We start from the raw sequence: 16456 nt of genomic DNA, 5'->3' as shown, positions 1-16456 counted from the left end.
ATGAGTGTATCCGCAAACAGGGCGGTTACGATGATGTTCCCCATCAAACCTGCCCCAGCGTTTTTAGCTGCGCTTTGGGATGAATTTCGTTTTGCGACATCACCACCGTGGTGGGGCGGAAACGCTCGACGATTGAACGCACATATGGACGGATGCCCGGGCTGGTCAAAAGGACCGGGGATTCCCCCATCATGCCCAGCCGTTCAAACGTGGTGCGAACCTTGTTGATGAATTCCTGCAACTGGCTTGGCGGGATGGAAAGCTGTTTTTCCTCGCCCGATCCAACCAGACTTTCAGCAAAGACCTGTTCCCATTGCGGCGACATGGTCACCAGCGGGATGACGCCATCCTGATTGGTGTTCACATCCGACAACTGCCGCGCAAGGCGGGACCGTACATGTTCGGTCATAAACGTCGGGTTGCGAGTAAAGGCGGTGGATTCCGCAACACCTTCAAGAATGGTCGGCAGATCGCGGATCGAGACGCGCTCGGTCAAAAGGTTCTGAAGCACGCGCTGAACACCGCCCACCGATACCTGACCCGGTACGATGTCTTCGACCAGTTTTTTCTGGTCTTCATCAAGCTCATCAAGCAGTTTTTGCGTTTCCGCATACGACAGCAGCTCGGGCATGTGATCCTTGATCACTTCGGTGATATGGGTCGTGATCACGGTTTGCGGATCAACCACGGTATAACCGCGGAACATGGCTTCTTCCTTCATGCCCTGTTCGATCCACATGGCAGGCAGGTTGAAGGTCGGCTCCATAGTTTTTTCGCCCGACAGGGTGATTTCCTCGCCGCGTGGATCCATGACCAGCAACATGTTCGGGCGCAGGTCACCACGGCCAGCCTCGATCTCCTTGACGCGCAGGACATAAGTATTGGCAGGCAGTTGCATATTGTCCTGAATACGAACCGATGGCATGACAAAGCCCATGTCACCGGCAAGCTGACGGCGCAGTGCCTTGATCTGGTCGGTCAGTTTCTGACCACGTTCGGTACTGATCAGCGAGAGCAACCCGTAGCCCAGTTCAAGCCGGACATAATCCATACGCAAGGCATTGGCGATGGGTTCTTCTGGCGGTGGGGCTGCGGCATCGGCTGCGGCCTGGGTTTCTTTCATCTGTTCTTCGGCAACGGCGTCTTTCTGGCGCTTGCCCATATAGTAGGCAAGATAGCCCAACCCGATCGCCAGCCCGAGGAACCAGACCATCGGGATACCCGGCAGAAGCGACATGCCCGCCATCAGGGCGGCGGCAACGCCAAGGGCTGCGGGGTAATTACTGACCTGACCGAAAACGGCCTTCTCGGTTGCGCCATCAAGGCCACCCTTGGTGACCAGAAGACCAGCCGCAGTCGAGACGATCAGGGCCGGAATCTGCGACACCAGACCATCGCCAACCGTCAGAATGGTGTACATCTCGGTTGCTTCGCCAAGGGACAGCCCCATCTGGGCCGTGCCAATGATGATGCCACCAACAACGTTGATAAATGTAATCAGAATCCCGGCGACCGCATCACCACGAACAAACTTCGACGCACCATCCATCGACCCGAAGAACGAACTTTCGTCTTCAAGTTCCTTACGGCGGGCTTTTGCCTGTTCCTCGTTGATCAGACCTGATGACAGGTCGGCGTCAATTGCCATCTGTTTGCCGGGCATGGCATCAAGGGTGAAACGTGCAGCGACCTCGGCGATACGCCCGGAACCCTTGGTGATCACGACGAAGTTAATGATCACCAGAATGGCAAAGACAATAATCCCGATTACGAAGTTGCCCGAGATCAGGAAACTGCCAAACGCCTCGATCACTGCACCTGCCGCATGGGTGCCTTCGTGGCCGTGACCCAGAATAAGGCGGGTTGTCGCAATGTTAAGTGCAAGCCTGAGCGAGGTTGCCACCAGCAGGATCGTCGGGAAAGAGTTGAATTCCAGCGGTTTTTGAATGAACAGGGATGTCATCAGGATCAGCACGGAAAAACTGATCGAAAGCGCAAGCATGAAATCCATGAGCCACGGCGGCATCGGGAACATCATGACCACAAGGATCATGATGAAGCCAAGCGCCATGGCAATATCGCCACGTTTCATGGCAGATGCGATACGCGCCTGCAGGCCGCCGAGGTTTATACCCCCGGGCGCACCGCCATCGGGGCCTTTGGAGCCGCCAGATTCAGTCGGTGTGAGATCTTGACCTTCGGCCATGGTGTTTGCTTGTTATCCTGTTGCTTGCGCGTTGTCTGCTGTGTGGGTCCCAATCTTGAATATGGGGCATATGTACGCAGATGTCATGTTCAGTCGTGACCATCGCCAGGGGCGGGTACGGCAAGTCCATCATCGCTGTATTGGCGCAATTTATTACGCAGGGTACGGATGGAAATGCCCAGAATATTGGCCGCATGGGTCCGGTTGCCAAAGCAATGCTTCAATGTATCAATGATCAGATCACGCTCGACAGCGGCAACGGTACGCCCGACCAGGGCCGAGGTAACCGAATCTGCAGTTTTTGTGCCTTCGTCAGCGGACCCGTGATCCTCAGACAGTGCGTCATCTGCCGGTGCGGCCGGTATCGGGGCAGATGTTTGGGGTGGTGGTGTGCCTGGCTGATAGGCCGCCGCACCATACGCGGCATTTGCGTTGGCATAGGCCGAACTTGCCCGTGCCGGTGCGCTTGGTGCAGGGGCTTCGGCTGCAGGGGCCGGGCGTTGCGATGGTTCGCTGCTTCCGGCCCCTGAAAGCATGATGGCCTCGGGGCCAATTTCATCGGGGCCGGCAATCAGGACTGCGCGATGCATGGTGTTTTCAAGTTCGCGCACATTGCCCCGCCAGTGATGCGACAGCAACCGCTGGATCGCAAGCGGGCTGATCGGACGGATTGGAACATCATTGGCTTCGGAGTATTTTTTGACAAAGAATTCAGCCAGAACCGGGATGTCATCGGGGCGTTCGCGCAACGACGGAATGTCGAGATTGACCACGTTCAGGCGGAAATACAAATCCTCGCGGAAGTTCCCTGCGTTGACTTCGGCCTCTAGATTGCGGTTGGACGTCGCAAGGATGCGAACATCAACCTTGACCGGGCTTTTGCCGCCAAGCCGGTCGATTTCCTTTTCCTGAATGGCACGCAGAAGCTTCGCCTGCAGGCGCACGTCCATTTCGCTGATTTCATCAAGCAAAAGCGTACCGTTATTGGCTTCTTCGAACTTGCCGATCCGTCGTGCCTGCGCGCCGGTGAAGGCACCTTTTTCATGACCGAACAGCTCGGATTCGAGAAGGTTGTCGGGGATCGCCGCACAGTTTACCGCCACAAATGGTTTGTCAGCGCGGTTGGACTTGCGATGCACGTAACGCGAAATGATTTCCTTACCCGTGCCGCTTTCGCCCGTGATCAGGATAGATGCTGAACTATTGGCAACCTGAGATGCCAGACGCAGGGTTTCGGCCATGCGCGCATCACGATGGATCAGTGCGTGGCTTTCTTCGGTGACGGCTTCAAAGATGGCGGCGATCAGGTCTGCCTCAGGTGGCAGGGGAATGAATTCCTGCGCACCGGCCTTAATGGCATTTACGGCACCGTTGACATCGTTGCCGATGCCGCAGGCAACCACAGGCACATTGATGCGTTCCTGACTGATGGCGTCAATCAGGGCAGCAACATCAAGGGTGATGTCGGCCATCACCAGATCAATCCGGTTGCCGGTACGCAGGATGTTAAGCGCAGTTGTTACACTTTCGGCCAGTTGAACCGAAGCGCCGCGCGCCATTGCGATCTTGCTGGCTGCGCCTATCTGTCCGCCCAGTCCACCAACGATCAGTACCTGCATCGTCTCATCTCTTTCCGATCAGTTCCAAGTGACCCTGACACTAAACATATGGGTGCCGTGTCAGGGGCATTGCTTGCATTCACGTTTATGATCAATCGAAGTAGCTGACGCGTTTTGACGGCGGCAGGATCGAGTTGATCAGCATTTCCAGACGGCGGGGGTTTTCCTGCCGCCCGATGGAGACAGCGCCAACCATATAAACCGAATTCAACAGTTCTTCATCATTCGAGTTGCGCTCAAGTTTACCGGCAAGCGGCATGAACACCATGTTGGCCAGAACCGCGCCGTAGAAAGTGGTCAAAAGTGCAACAGCCATTGACGGACCAATGGATGACGGATCATCAAGGTTGCCAAGCATCTGCACCAGACCGATCAGCGTGCCGATCAACCCCATTGCCGGTGCAACGTCGCCAGCCTTGCGCATGATGTTCGCGCCCTTCTGGTGGCGGCCGATGGTGGCGTTCATGTCTTTGCGCATGATCGCTTCGACTTCTTCGGCGGGTGTGCCGTCAACGACCAGTGACAGCCCTTTCCACAGGTATTCTTCGCTTTGCAGGCTATCAAGATGGCCCTGAAGTGACAGAACGCCCCCCTTACGGGCGATTTCCGCAAGTTGAAGAATCTGCAGGGCAGCATCTGCCGGATTGCGCGACTTGTGAAAGATTGTGCGCATCAGAATTTTGCCAGAGCCAAGAAACTCGCCCAAGGCAAAACTCACAGCCGTAATGGCCGCTGTACCGCCGATCACAATCAGGACAGAGGGGATATCGATGAAAGCGCCCGGCGACCCGCCGAAAATAATAGCGGCAATCACTAGCGAGAAGCCAATGATCAGTCCCCCGACTGTCGCAATGTCAAACGACGTTTTCGTCCCCCCTTCGGCCATAGTCGCATATCCTCTCTTACGTTAGCTTTTCTCAGATTTGATGATTTCTGTCATGGTCACACCAAGACGATCTTCCACAACCACCACTTCGCCACGTGCGACCAGACGGTTGTTAACATAGATATCAATAGCTTCACCAACCTTACGGTCAAGCTCTACGACAGCACCACGACCAAGTTTCAGCAATTGGCTGACCTGCATGGTTGCTTTTCCAAGGACCGCTGAAACCTGAACGGGAATATCGTACACGGCTTCCAAATCCTTGGATGTCTTCATCTGCTCGCTACCGGCTTCGGCCGCGGCGAGAAGTTCGGTACCTTCACCCTCAAGCTCAATGTGGTCGTCGTTATCGAGTTCCGAGAGTTCGAGATCGTCATCATCAGCCATTTTCGTCTCCTGCGTCTTTGGTCGGTTGCTTCACAGCAGCCATCTCGTCGGCCGTGGTCGTCGGGTTTTCCTGCGTCTCTGTCGGCCCGTTTGCCGGTGGCGCACTATCGGGCGGAGCAGGTTCTGATGCAGGGCGCGGCGCGGTCGCCGTACCATGATCCTCGTTTTCCCCTGTGCGGTCTTCTTGCGCCACCTCGGCCCCGGACTGCGGAGCCGGTTCGGCTGCCGTTTCCTCGGGGGTTGGCGATCTCGTTACTGCGTCATCAGATGCATCATTTGTGCTTGCCGGTTCGGATATCGTATCATCTTGCGATGTTTGCATATTCCGGGCGTCGGTGCTATCGCCTTCTTGCCGGTGCGGGGCACTTGGGGCAGCTTGTGATGGCGTTTCGATGTCTGCGGCATTTTGCTCGTCGGATACCGGGTCCTGATCCGCGACGTCGTCCAACGTTTGGTCGGAACTGTTTGTGTCTTTGACCTGTTCTTCAGGCGCATCTGTGCGGGGCAGGGGCTGCGGAGTTTCTAGTTCTGCAGCACTTTGGTCAAAAGTCTCCTCCGCCGGAGCGGGGGACTTGATGGTTGTGCTTTCGTCCGGAATACGGCTTTCCTGAATTTCAACATCGCCCATATCACTTTTGGGCAGGTCATGGTCGCTTGCATGCAGATCAAGGGCATTGTCGACAATCGCATTGATTTCAGACCAGACACGCGCACTGTCGCGCACCGCCGTGCCGTCGCCCCATGAAACAAGACAGTCGCCCGTTGCGACGTCAGGTTCGCCGACCACGATAACCTTGCCAGAAAAGCCCCGCGACATGGCAATGCGTTCGGCTGCCTCGCGGACAGGTGTTTCAAGATCGGGGTGAACCTTGATCATGACTTTGGGCGCTTCAAACAGATTGGCCAGACACTGGCGTACGATGTTTTCGATCTCGGTCAGATCATATTGCGCAGACCAGGCAGGGGCCAGTTTGCGGATGACACCAAGGGCAACATGAATGGCGTCCTCATTGATTTTGGCGTTGGCGCGTTTTTGCTGCTCGTCAATCTGGGCCAGTTTCTCGGCGATTTCGGATTCTACGTCACCAACTGCCTTTTCAAGCGAGGCCATGATCTGTTGATGTGCTTCGTCAAAACCTTGTTTGTGGCCTTCGGCAAAACCCTGCTCGTGACCGGCCTTTTGGGCGTCGGCCACCATCTGTTCGCCCTGTTCCTCGGTATAAACCGGCGGAGGAGGGGGCGGGGTTTCTTCTTTTTTCTTCTTCTTTTTCTTGCCCAGTTCGTAATGCTCATCTTCGTCGCCTGCCGAACGAATTACGTTGTCGGCATCGTCAAAGCTTAGAGAGAATGTGAACTTTTCAATGGCCGTCATATCGAACTGCTAAACCGCCTTGAGCAACAAAAGGAAGGCAGCCTCCGGACTGCCAGTGAGCCAACGACTGACAGGATCATCAGCTTTCCTGATACAGCCAGTTGCGAATGATCGAAAGAGCTTCTTCCGGGTGTTTCTCCACGATCTCGCCGATTTTCTTGACCGAAGACGCTTTCACACGGCCTTCAACCTGCGACAGGTTGATCAGCTCTTCACCTTCATCCATGCCCGGTGCCATCGGCACAGGTGCCGGACCTTCAAGCGCAGGCGTGCCTTCTGCGGTCATGTCGTCAGACAGAAGCTGACGCTGTGCCATATCCGCCGCACTTGGCAGGGTTTCGAATGCACGGGTCAAAAGCGGGCGAACCACCAGCAGGATGACCAGGATTGCGACAATGGCAAGAACCAGCATCTCGGCAATGCGGAAGATTTCTGCCTTGTCGAGACCAAGGAAGGTGTCGATCTCTTCATCCGGGAACAGGTCTGCGGTATCGGCGAATTGCATGTTGATGACTTCGACCTGATCGCTGCGCTGCGGGTCGTACCCAATGGCACTGCGCACCAGTGCTGCGATCTTTTCGATGTCTTCGGGGGAACGTTCCTGATAAAGGCGATCACCGTTTTCGTCTGTGGTGTAGGTCCCGTCGACAAGGACGGCCACAGTCACACGGGAAATCTCGCCGATTTCCTTGATCTGTGTGGTGGTGGTTTTGGAGATTTCGTAGTTTACCGTTTCTTCTGTACGGTTTTCTTGACTTTGCGTGCCAGCACCCGCACCACCACCGAAGTTTGCATCGGGCAGGTTGTTTTGAAGTGTTACCGGGTCCGTACCTTCGGTCTCGGAATTTGTGGCGTTTTCTTCAATCGTCTGGCTTGAACGAATGACCCGTTCATCGGGGTTAAAGCGTTCATCCGCCGTGGTAATTTTGTTGAAATCCATCTCGACGGAAACTTCTGCGCGCACTTCTCCATACCCAAGGGATCGCGACAGAAGGTCTTCGATGGTATTGCGCAGGCGGCTCTCTGTGCGGATGCGCATTTCATCAGCGGTCTGCGTCAAGAAGGTCGAGGATTGCTGTTCACCATCACCGCGCGCCAGAAGACGACCACGTTCATCAATGATCGATACTTTGCCCGGGTTAAGCTGCGGAACGGCGGCCGCGACCAGATGCTGAATGGCGACAACCTGTTCAGGTTTCAATTCCCCGCCTGCCATTTTCACCGCAATCGAGGCACTTGCCTCCTGCGTTTCGCGCGAGAACATTTGACGTTTGGGCAGAACAAGGTGAACACGGGCCTGCTGGATCGACTGGATCGAGGCAATCGTTCTGGCCATTTCGCCTTCAAGGGCGCGGACATGGTTGATGTTTTGTTCGAAACTGGTGGCGCCAAAGCCGTCGGCATTATCAAAGACTTCGTAACCGACAGAGCCGCCAGCCGGAAGGCCGCTTTCGGCCATGGTCAGGCGCATCCGATTGACCTGGTCGCCCGGCACGAGAATTTCGGTACCGTTGTTGAGAAGCTGATAGTCGACCTGCTGATCTTCCAGACGATTGACGATCTGGCTGGCATCGCCCGGGTCAAGGTCGCGATACAACAATTCCATGTTCGGTGCGGAAACCCGCATGATCAGGAAGGCAAAAAACACAAGCAGCAACACACCCACGCCACTGATGGCCATCAGGCGTGTTGGTCCCAGACTTTTGAGTGTTTGCAACAAGCCGCCCACGTTCGACTGCTCCGAAACGAAATTTCACCACTGTCCCAATGCCGATCGGTCCATACGGAATACGACCAGCATCAACAACGAATAGTTCTCCATGTTGAAGAACAGGTTAACAACCGGCAATTTTTGCCCAGTCATCGGATTTAAATTCACCAGCGATTTGAATCATTTGGATAATTGATGACTGTTGTTTTCTCATCTTTATGTAGTAAGTCATATGGCCAAAAAGAAGCCCGGCAAAAATGCCGGGCGAGTCTGTATTGGTGCAATGTGTTTCAGGGCGGCTTAACGCCCTGAAACGGATATCAATTACCGTTTGACCCGGATCAGCTCGTCGAGCATCTCATCGGTCGTAGTGATCGTTTTGGTGTTTGCGGAATATGCGCGTTGGGTCACGATCATGTTGGTGAATTCCTCACCCAGATCGACGTTCGACCCTTCAAGTGCAGATGCCACAACGTTACCCGCACCGTTCAATCCCGGTTCGCGCAGCAGGTAATCACCGGATTCTCGAGTCTGGCGATATACGTTGCCGGTATGGTTTTCCATTTCATCAGGGGCTTCGAAGGTGGCGATTGCCAACTTGTACACCGGACGTTTGACGCCGTTGGCGAATTCGACCTGCAGGAAGCCTTCCTCGGTCAGCGCATAGTTCACCATGGTGCCGGCCTGTGCGCCGTTCTGGTTGATGAAGTGGGTGGTGTAATTGACAAGGTTACCATTGGCATCTGAGCCGGCAGCAAACTGCGTAATACCGTTGCCCAGGCCGATTGTGCCGAAGTCGAGGTTGATGGCACTGTCATCGGCACCATTCGTCCATTCAGCGGAGATATCGGCATCGGTCAAATCACCGGCTGTGCCAACGTTTACACCCGCGACGGTTGCGACAACACCGTCAAAGGTCTGAAGGTTGCCTGAACCATCAAAGGTGATGGTACCTGCCTGGATAAGGCCGCTCGGATGATCGGTTGCGTCAAGCTCGCCGGTGGTCGTGTTGCCGGTCAGCTCAAACCCCCAACGGTTCTGGCCAAGTTTGACAACCTGCAAGTTGACGGTATGGGCCGAACCCAGGGAGTCATAAATGGTTACCGGCATGCTATTGTCTTCGGCAACGGTGCCAGTTGCCAAGTTACCCGCAGTATAGGTCGGGGCAAGGGTGCCCGGAACACCCGGAATACCAAGGGCCGTCAATGGTGTGCCGGCCGCGTTGGCAAAGGTGACGCCCTGATCGGCAAAGGCGCCGGTAAGTGTTAAGGTGTCGTTCGTGCCGGTTGTAGTCGTGGTGGCATCGATACCGGTAACCGCACTGATCGCGGCAGCCAGATCTTCCAATGTATCACCTGTGTTGATGGTGATCGTGCTGGTGGTGCCATCATGGGTGATCGTGAATTGATCACCGTTGGCGATGCCGGCAAGGCCCGTCAAATCGGTCGTGTCATAGTCGATACCGACGGTCGTCGATGTGGCAGTGCCGCCGGTAACTGCGGTTTCATCCGAGTTCAGGTTGGCGCCGAATTCGATATTTGTGGTCGAGGCGGCAGCCGTCAGGATCGAGTTGATATCAAGAACCTGAAGATCGGTAATTGCCGAGCTGTTTGACGTCGTGGCATTGCCGTTGGCATCCTGAAGGTTGCCTTCACGGTCGGTTGCCCAACCCTGAACATAGTAACCTGCGGTGTTGCGCAAATAACCGTCATCATCGGGTTTGAAGTCACCGGCGCGGGTGAAGAACAATTCATCGTTCGTACCCGGGTTTGCGTTGGAACGCACGATGAAGAAACCATCACCCGAAATGGCCGCAGCCGTTGTGGATGATGTTGCCTGCAGCAAGCCTTGCTTACTGATCAGGGCCGTCGGGTGGAAACGAACACCACCCGGCGTATAGCGCGTATCGGTGGCTGATTCGGTCACCAGGGTCGAGAAACGACCAATGGTACCCTTGTAGCCAACGGTATTAAGGTTCGAGATGTTGTCCGAGATGACGCCCAGATTCTGAGACTGCGCATTCAGGCCGGAAACACCGGAAATCATTGCACCAAAGAGGCTCATTTTTATTCTCCTGCATTTACAGGTTGTTGATCAAATCCGGATGAATGCCCTTAGGCAGCTTCTTCCTGCTCGTCACTTCCGGAACCGTCATCGGCTGTTTCAGTTCCGCTCGCGCCCAACTTCACGTTGGTAAGTGTCGAGAACGGTACAGAAACGTCACCAATGCGGAGGTAAATGTCGCTATCGCCAATATCGACGCTATCGACAGAACCGATGATGCCGATCGCAACAGATGCCGGATCGCCGTCTTCATCGGCAAAGGTATCGCCATTTGCAGCCAGCGGTTTGACAACCAGCGTGTAGGCACCTTCGTCCTGTTCAACGCCACTGTTGTTCTTACCGTCCCAGGTAAAGGTCTGGAGGCCGGAAATGTCGGTATGTTCTTCGGAGTAGATCGTTGCGCCATTTTGATCCTGAATCTGCAGCTGCAGACGCGGAACTTCCGGCGAAACGTTGTATTTGTAGGTGAGCTCTTCACCTTCTTCGAGCCAGTTGGTATCGCCAACGGCTTCGATTTCAGCACCGACATAGGACAGTGCGGAAAGCTGACGTTGCTGACCTTGCATCGCAATAAGGTCTTCAAGGTTTTTGTTGCTCTGAATGCCTTGCTCAACCTGGGCGAACTGGCTTAGCTGGTCGGTGAATTTATCACTTTCCATCGGCGAGGTCGGGTCCTGATTCTTGAGCTGCGTCGTGAGCAGGATCAAAAACGTATCGAAGTTCTGGGCCAGCTGACTGGAAGAGCTGCTGGACGCGGCATTTGTATCTGCCTGTGATAGTCCAACATTGGTCAGGGATGAAACGGTCATGGGATTGTCCCTTTACCTTCTTAAATCCGGATGTCGACAAGGCCATTGGGATTGATCCCATAGCCAATTGCGACATGTTCGGCGAGTTCGGTTCCACTCAAGACGTCACCGTCGTCCGGGCTGCTGCCCTGATCAGCGGTTGCATGCGATTGGCCGTTGCCATCCTGACCTTGGCCACCTTCATTTCTGTGTTCGAAGGTAAAGCTTTGACTGTCTGCATTCAGTCCGGCGTCTTTCAGGGCCTGCTGCAAGGCGCGCGAGTCCTGACGCAACATATCAAGCGTTTCACGCGTATCGGCCTGAATAACACCCTGGATCCGGCCGTCTTGACCGATTTCCATTTTCACATCCACGCGTCCAAGATGTTCCGGACGGAGTTGGACGGAAATCTTGTCGACACCTTCGCTTGCGGCGTTGCGGATTGAAACGGCGACCTGTTGCTGCACCTGTTGTGCCGGGGCCTGACGTGCGGTCTGCGCTGTTTGGCCGCCTGAGTTGGTTTGCAGCAGGTTGTTTGTGCTGTTGATTTGTCCGTTTGCGCCTTGGGCAGTGGCTTCGCTGCCACCGGTTGCTGTTACCGCACCGTTTGCGGCGGTGTTTTGCGGCGCAGGCGCGGTGTTTTGTAGGTTCTGTGAGCCAGCTGCTGTTGCCATTGCCTGCTGTGCGGCCTGGGCAGTTTGTGCGGCCTGGGCAGTTTGTGCCGGGTTGGTTGCATTGGCCTGCTGATTGGTATTTGCGGCTTGACCATTGATGGTCGTGTTGGTTGCCGCGTTAACATCGGATTTGGCTTTGGCATCACCGGTCATGGAATCAACAACCCGTGACAGAAACTTGTCAGAGGTCAATGTGTCACCGGTGTCTGTTTCAGCACCGTTCAATGCCATTTTGGCCGATGACGCCGCAGCGGGCTGTGAAAGTGCGGTTGAACTCATCAGGCCATCGGTCGTGGCATCTGCTGCGGCCGCACCGTTCAATGGGTTCACATTGCCCTGACCATTTGCCGTAGCCGGGGTGTTGACTGCTGCTGCTCCGGCGACCTGCGCTCCTGCAGGCTGTGCCTTGGCAAGTTCTAGTGCCTCAGGGGAGCCGGGAAGGGGAATTGACTGTGCAGGTTGGTTGGGATCAACCATGCCATCTGCAGCAAGTGTATCATCGGAAGAACCATCTGAGTTTGCAGTGTCATCATCAGAGGATGCCGTGTCTTGTGCATTGTCCTCGGAGGAGGCATCAGCATCACGTTCGCCGCCATTGTTTTCAGCGTGGTGAGTGTCTTCATGTGCTGCTGGATCATCGTCAGAATGTTTTGCTTCCACATTTTGTGGATCGTCAGCACGCGGTTCATCGTCATGACGGGCATGATCATCGAAATCATCGTGTGCGATATCATCCGGACGGTCATCTGGCTGATGTTTGCTTTGCGCAGCTCTTTCGGCTTCAAGATTGGCACGGTCTTCTTCGCGTGCGCTCTGGGCAGATTTTGCCGCGTCATATTTAACCTGCTGGCTATGCTCAGACCAGTTATCTGTGATCGATGCCATGATGTCACCAAAGCCGGAACCCTTGCTTTCGCTGGAAGTTGCGCCGGGAACGGAGACAGTTGGCAAAATATTATTTGTAATCGCAGAGCTGTTCATGACCTTGGTCCTTTTGGAAGCAGTGTCAGAACATGTGCAAGTGCTGGGCCAGTTTAGAAAATTAACGAACTCTACATATTTTCAGGAGGTTAGCCGGGCGTTCCTGTTGCAGGGCAATTTTTGCCGCGAGGGACTTGTCGCAGGGGCAGGCAAAATGCGCCGGATAAAGGAGGCATGGGTTTCTAAAGAAACTGGTTGGAACGACAAAGGCCTTCGCTTTTGCAAAGGCCTTTGTGTGATTGGGCTAAGAGTAGTTCAGTCTCTGAGGTTTTAAGCCGAGATCGATACGCCGGATTTCGGCGGCTGCGGTTCTTCGGTTTTTTCTGTGGTGCCGGGATAGGCGGAGCCGGAGCCTGACGCATTTGCCTGTGCGGGTTGAGGCTGTTGCGCAGACATCATCGCTTGGCGCAGTTCACCTTCACTTTTCTCTGCAAGTTCTGACCAGGAATCACGCAAAGGTTTTAGCAGGGTAATGACTTCTTCTGCTGCACTTGCGTCGTTATGACGGTCAACATCCATCAAACGCACCAGACAATGCATATAGATCTGTTCAAGGTTGGCGGCAATTTCCCCACCCTGGTCCATATCAAGTGTGTTTGAGAGGTGCGCCAAAAGTTCCTGTGCGCTAGAGTTCGCGTTGCAGCGGCCCTGAATGTCATTCTTCTCGATCGCATTTATTGCTTCTTGCAGTCGAGATAAGGTTTTTTCATACAGCATAAACACCATTTTCGCCGGAGAGGCGGTGTTCACCTGTTGTTGTTTATAGGTATGGGCGGCGTGTTCGTTCATGCGACACTCCTCGAAAAGCGGTGCGTCTTATCAGTTTGCATGTCTGAAGGGCAAAAGTTAACTACTTTCTTTGCCTGCAGCCATCAATTCATCGAGAGAACTTTGAATGTTTTTCATTTTTGCCAGCGCCGTTTCCATGGCAATGAACTTATCCATCAGCACTTCGCGTTGTCGCTCAAGCCGCTCATCAAGCTGATCGATTTTCTCTTCATAAGAGGTGTTCTTGGTCTCAAGTTCCGAGATAGCTTGGGTAAGGGTACCATTTTCGCTATCCAGCATTGATTCAAGTTGAAAATGGAACTGGGCGCCAATCCCGATACTGGTATTTAGCGTTGCAGTATCGGCCGCATTTCCATCACCACTATAGAATACGCGCAAACCATCTTCTGTTGTGATGGAGTTCCCGTTTACAGTTGCGTTTACGCCTGTCTCAACAACATTTCCGTCAGTATCGAATATATCGTAAGTGACGCTATTGATTACACCAGCGGAGGCGTCAATGTTAAACACGTACTCCCCTGCACTGGTTTGGCTGCTGAAATTTGTCATGGTTACATCGGAATTATCCGATTTACCACGGAACAAGAAAAGCTCCATCACTTCCCTTGGATTGTTTAACAATGCTTCGTTTAAAGCTGTTTCATCAAGCTGCAGAGTCTTTTCAAGGGAGGGATCGGAACTTGCGCCAAACTCTGCAAATTCGATCCCGATTTCGGCCAGCACTGTATAGTCATCCTGGTCTACCTGGTCGGTAACACCAGCAGCGAACGAGCCAGCGAGTTGTTGCAGAGCAGACTCGATACTTTTGACCGATGTGTTACCTACCAGGGTAGCATCTTCAGAAGACTCGCCCGTTGTCGGGTCCACATAGGTTTTCTCATTTATGAACGACTGGACTGCATTGTAAGCATCAACGAAGTCAAGTATTGCTGTTTTAGCTTGGTTAAGATCTTGCTCGATTCCAATCGTTACTTCTGTACCTGGTTCTGCATCATAGAGATTGATCGTCAGACCTTCTATCAAATCGGAAAATTCGTTTGATCCACGGGTAACAGAAATGCCATCCAACTGGATCATCGCATCATTGCCATTATCAATGACATTGCCTGCATTAATCGTCGTGGCATCGGTTAGCACACCAAGGTTCTGAAGAATTGAGCCGGTGTCGTCGCTAAATGACATTCGGTTATCGACACCTTCTTCAGTCGATGTGAATATGATCGTACTTTCGGTATCTGATACTTTGACCACAGAAGCCTGTACGCCCGTACTTTCTTTGACGTTATTGATTTTGTTGCGGATATCCTCAAGCGTGTCACCGGCATTTACTGTGATGCTAGAGCTGCCGACGCCACCTGTAACAGTGAATTCACCTGTACCTGTCAATCCGGTAACATCGGCACCAGATGCCACAGCCTGAGTATTGCTGGAAAGCTTGTGTTTGCTGGCAACCTGATCAATTTCGAACGTGTAGCTGCCGGTTTCTGCAGCGTTGGATGCCACAACACCGATTAGCGACCCAGCATCAGTCCCATTGGAGGAGGCAAAAATCTGTTTTGCTTCGAAGATATTTTTCGAATTGTCAAAACTTGTGGCACCGTAGAGGTTGGCCACAGAATCTTTAAGCGTTCCGAAAAGTGTCTGCAATTCTTTGAGTGCGACAAGCTTTTCGTCGTTTTCTTCTATACGTTTTTCCAGACTGTCTGCCGGAATGCGGCGGGCAGCAATCATCTGGTCGACAGTGTCGACGAAATCGATGTTAGACGAGCCACCAGACAACTGGACACGGCCATTTTCGCCAACATAGATGTTGTTAAGATTCAAGCTGCTCATCGGTTTAGCTCCCTGGGCATCCGCAGTCGGCATCTGTGACTGATTGTCGAACTATAGTGCTCTCATAAACTGACAGCAAGAAGTGTGCCTAACTGGTGCCCGATCGCTTGGTTAAATTTCTTCGTCCACGAAGCTACCCAGATATTCGCGCATCTGGGAAAACAGCTGCTGTAGTTCTTTGGACGGCAGTTCGCGCAGGACTTCACCGCTTGCGCGATCAGTGATCTTTGCAACAACACGCCCAGTATCCTGATTGAAGTTCAATTCAACACGAGCATCGTTACTTGCAATTTCCGGAATATCCAGCTTGCTAAGCGCGGCTTGAAGTTTTGAAGCCTGGTTACCGGAGTTGGAAGTTGCCGTTTCGAACTGTTGCAAAGGGGAACTTGCGGGCGCAGAAGGGACTGTAACGGAAGGCTTGCTGTTCTGAGCCGTAGCATTACTGGAATTAAGTGTGTTTGTCGTGAGTTCCATCTGACCCTCCTATGCCACCGAAGGCAAAGGTTAATCCGGAAATGAGATGAGGGAAAACCCCTCATCTCATTACGGATATCCGGATTACTGCAGGAGACGCAGCAGGTTCTGCGGCATCTGGTTAGCCTGTGCCAACATGGCGACACCGGACTGAACCAGGATCTGCTTTGAAGTGAAGGCTGTCATTTCGGCAGCAACATCAAGGTCAAGCAGTGTTGAACGTGCCGATTCGTTGTTTTCAATCGACGAAGCCAAGTTCTGTGCTGCAAAGTCCAAGCGGTTTTGACCTACACCAACTGCCGAACGTGCGGTCTGCAGTTGGTCGATTGCGTCGCCCACAACTTCAATTGCAGCACTGGCATCCGCGGCCGTAGCAAAGCTTGCAATATCAGACAGGTTTGAGCCAGCGCCCGACCCCAAAGTGGTTGATTTGGTGACCGTCAAATCGAAGGTCAGGTCATCCTGTGCGGCAACGTTACCTGAACCGATTTTGAAGGTCAGCTGTGCTGCCTGGCCGGTTTCTTCTGCGATGGTAAGGGTTGCAGCGTCTGTGCCGCTATCAACGCCCGCAGTGGCGGTTGCGGTAAAGTTGGAGTTCAGCGTGACGCTGATGCCCAATTGACCGAAGGAGAGGGTGTCGGTCTGGGATCCGGTGATTTCTTTGCTGCCACC

The 16456-nt window shown here is 53.7% G+C and carries 13 protein-coding genes; all 13 read right to left on the bottom strand.

The window, feature by feature from the left end:
- Positions 1 to 43: 43 nt before the first annotated feature.
- Positions 44 to 2206 (bottom strand): flagellar biosynthesis protein FlhA, encoded by a 2163-nt coding sequence (gene flhA / locus JF44_RS0112185; RefSeq protein WP_156111678.1) that lies wholly within the window; start codon positions 2204 to 2206, stop codon positions 44 to 46.
- Between the two features lie 89 nt (positions 2207 to 2295).
- On the bottom strand, positions 2296 to 3825 hold the full coding sequence (locus JF44_RS0112180) for a sigma-54-dependent transcriptional regulator (RefSeq protein ID WP_033069281.1): 1530 nt from the start codon (positions 3823 to 3825) through the stop codon (positions 2296 to 2298).
- Between the two features lie 91 nt (positions 3826 to 3916).
- Positions 3917 to 4711: a motility protein A gene (locus JF44_RS0112175; RefSeq protein ID WP_033069280.1), complete on the bottom strand. Its 795-nt coding sequence runs from the start codon at positions 4709 to 4711 to the stop codon at positions 3917 to 3919.
- 21 nt (positions 4712 to 4732) lie between these two features.
- Positions 4733 to 4987, bottom strand: a complete 255-nt coding sequence (fliN, locus tag JF44_RS0112170) for a flagellar motor switch protein FliN (protein ID WP_258548896.1) — start codon at positions 4985 to 4987, stop codon at positions 4733 to 4735.
- A gap of 103 nt (positions 4988 to 5090) precedes the next feature.
- Entirely contained in the window at positions 5091 to 6470 is a 1380-nt protein-coding gene (locus tag JF44_RS20000) for a FliH/SctL family protein (RefSeq protein ID WP_052065835.1), read from the bottom strand.
- A gap of 79 nt (positions 6471 to 6549) precedes the next feature.
- A complete protein-coding gene (gene fliF / locus JF44_RS0112160; RefSeq protein ID WP_052065845.1) occupies positions 6550 to 8151 on the bottom strand; it encodes a flagellar basal-body MS-ring/collar protein FliF in 1602 nt (533 codons plus the stop codon).
- Positions 8152 to 8505: 354 nt separating this feature from the next.
- Positions 8506 to 10245, bottom strand: coding sequence for a flagellar hook protein FlgE (locus JF44_RS0112155; RefSeq protein ID WP_033069277.1), 1740 nt, complete (start codon positions 10243 to 10245; stop codon positions 8506 to 8508).
- Positions 10246 to 10295: 50 nt separating this feature from the next.
- Entirely contained in the window at positions 10296 to 11054 is a 759-nt protein-coding gene (locus JF44_RS0112150; RefSeq protein WP_033069276.1) for a flagellar hook assembly protein FlgD, read from the bottom strand.
- A gap of 20 nt (positions 11055 to 11074) precedes the next feature.
- Positions 11075 to 12688 (bottom strand): flagellar hook-length control protein FliK, encoded by a 1614-nt coding sequence (locus JF44_RS0112145; RefSeq protein WP_033069275.1) that lies wholly within the window; start codon positions 12686 to 12688, stop codon positions 11075 to 11077.
- Between the two features lie 270 nt (positions 12689 to 12958).
- Positions 12959 to 13477: a flagellar export chaperone FliS gene (fliS, locus tag JF44_RS0112135; RefSeq protein WP_033069273.1), complete on the bottom strand. Its 519-nt coding sequence runs from the start codon at positions 13475 to 13477 to the stop codon at positions 12959 to 12961.
- 57 nt (positions 13478 to 13534) lie between these two features.
- On the bottom strand, positions 13535 to 15310 hold the full coding sequence (fliD, locus tag JF44_RS0112130; protein WP_033069325.1) for a flagellar filament capping protein FliD: 1776 nt from the start codon (positions 15308 to 15310) through the stop codon (positions 13535 to 13537).
- A 111-nt stretch (positions 15311 to 15421) separates the two neighbouring features.
- Positions 15422 to 15784 (bottom strand): flagellar protein FlaG, encoded by a 363-nt coding sequence (locus JF44_RS0112125; protein WP_081944436.1) that lies wholly within the window; start codon positions 15782 to 15784, stop codon positions 15422 to 15424.
- An 84-nt stretch (positions 15785 to 15868) separates the two neighbouring features.
- On the bottom strand, positions 15869 to 16456 hold a 588-nt coding region (locus JF44_RS19995; protein WP_202901508.1), incomplete at its 5' end, for a flagellin.

This window comes from Thalassospira australica (genome assembly GCF_000763295.1).
GTDB lineage: Bacteria > Pseudomonadota > Alphaproteobacteria > Rhodospirillales > Thalassospiraceae > Thalassospira > Thalassospira australica.
This window is presented reverse-complemented; position numbering and strand designations above follow the sequence as displayed.

Excerpts from the sequence above, each read along its gene's own strand:
- fliS (WP_033069273.1), bottom strand. The coding sequence starts at position 13,477 with ATGAACGAACACGCCGCCCATACCTATAAACAACAACAGGTGAACACC.
- fliF (WP_052065845.1), bottom strand. The coding sequence starts at position 8,151 with ATGGCCATCAGTGGCGTGGGTGTGTTGCTGCTTGTGTTTTTTGCCTTC.
- fliD (WP_033069325.1), bottom strand. The coding sequence starts at position 15,310 with ATGAGCAGCTTGAATCTTAACAACATCTATGTTGGCGAAAATGGCCGT.
- flhA (WP_156111678.1), bottom strand. The coding sequence starts at position 2,206 with ATGGCCGAAGGTCAAGATCTCACACCGACTGAATCTGGCGGCTCCAAA.
- JF44_RS20000 (WP_052065835.1), bottom strand. The coding sequence starts at position 6,470 with ATGACGGCCATTGAAAAGTTCACATTCTCTCTAAGCTTTGACGATGCC.
- JF44_RS0112175 (WP_033069280.1), bottom strand. The coding sequence starts at position 4,711 with ATGGCCGAAGGGGGGACGAAAACGTCGTTTGACATTGCGACAGTCGGG.
- JF44_RS0112150 (WP_033069276.1), bottom strand. The coding sequence starts at position 11,054 with ATGACCGTTTCATCCCTGACCAATGTTGGACTATCACAGGCAGATACA.
- JF44_RS0112145 (WP_033069275.1), bottom strand. The coding sequence starts at position 12,688 with ATGAACAGCTCTGCGATTACAAATAATATTTTGCCAACTGTCTCCGTT.
- JF44_RS0112180 (WP_033069281.1), bottom strand. The coding sequence starts at position 3,825 with ATGCAGGTACTGATCGTTGGTGGACTGGGCGGACAGATAGGCGCAGCC.
- JF44_RS0112125 (WP_081944436.1), bottom strand. The coding sequence starts at position 15,784 with ATGGAACTCACGACAAACACACTTAATTCCAGTAATGCTACGGCTCAG.
- JF44_RS0112155 (WP_033069277.1), bottom strand. The coding sequence starts at position 10,245 with ATGAGCCTCTTTGGTGCAATGATTTCCGGTGTTTCCGGCCTGAATGCG.
- fliN (WP_258548896.1), bottom strand. The coding sequence starts at position 4,987 with ATGAAGACATCCAAGGATTTGGAAGCCGTGTACGATATTCCCGTTCAG.